General features: G+C 49.5%; 1 protein-coding gene. It reads right to left on the bottom strand.

Going from position 1 to position 1,022, the window contains the following annotated elements; genetic code table 11:
- The coding region (locus tag ACWHAR_RS23350) for a catalase (protein WP_452087986.1) at window positions 1-1,022 on the bottom strand (1,022 nt) is incomplete at both ends.

The following is a 1,022-nucleotide window of genomic DNA, read 5'->3' on the forward strand; positions in this document are numbered from 1 at the left end:
GGCATAGACGGCATCATACAGAACAGAATCAACCGTCAGGAACGTGCCGTTGGCCTCAAGCTGCTGTCCGCTGCCGCTTGTCATATACCCCAGATTTTGACTGATGATATCCACTGTGATTCCTTCTTGCTTTAAGGCTTCCAGCACTGTTTGCAGCTCTTTTTCATGAAATCCGTTTCCGGCCAGTACAGCGACTTTTCTTGTTGACGCGGCTTTCACTGTACGGGCTTGGCTTAACGCAGGCGAAGTAAGAATTTCTTTAGATGCTTTACGCTTCGCGGGCGCCGCCACGCCTACTCCTTTGGCGATTTCTTCTGCTAAATCTGCATCGACATTGCTGAAGACATCAACGACCTGCCGCTGTACGTCTTTGCTTTTGACCTTCCCGACCTCGAAGCAGAAAGCAGAAATGATATGCTGTTTCTCGACAGGAGACATGCTGTTCCAGAAAAGCTTCGCCTGTGAGTAATAATCGTTGAAGCTGTCGCTTCGCTGGCGGATTTTTTTGCCCTCGACTTTTTCCTCGTAGTGCACATATCCGCCTTCTTCTTCTGAAGCAGGCGCCGGATCGTTGTTTTGAAGCGAATTTTTATGATAAGCGACAGGCCCTTTGTTAATCGTCATCCTGTGATAGCCGTCATACTGGTTGTTATGGAACGGACAGACCGGGCGGTTGATTGGAATTTCGTGAAAGTTCGGACCTCCCAATCGGATCAGCTGTGTGTCCGTATAAGAAAAGAGCCGGCCTTGCAATAGCGGATCGTTTGTGAAATCGATCCCCGGCACAACATGGCCCGGATGGAAAGCGGCCTGTTCGGTTTCCGCAAAAACGTTATCCTGGTTTCGATTCAGCGTCATTTTGCCGATGATTTTGACAGGGACGATTTCTTCCGGCCAAAGCTTTGTCGGGTCAAGGATATCGAAGTCAAACTTGAACTCGTCTTCTTCGTCAATCATTTGCACGCCGAGCTCATACTCCACTTCATCGCCTCTTTCGATCGCTTCCCACAGATCGCAGCGGT

It is taken from the genome of Bacillus sp. LR--39, assembly GCF_053613335.1.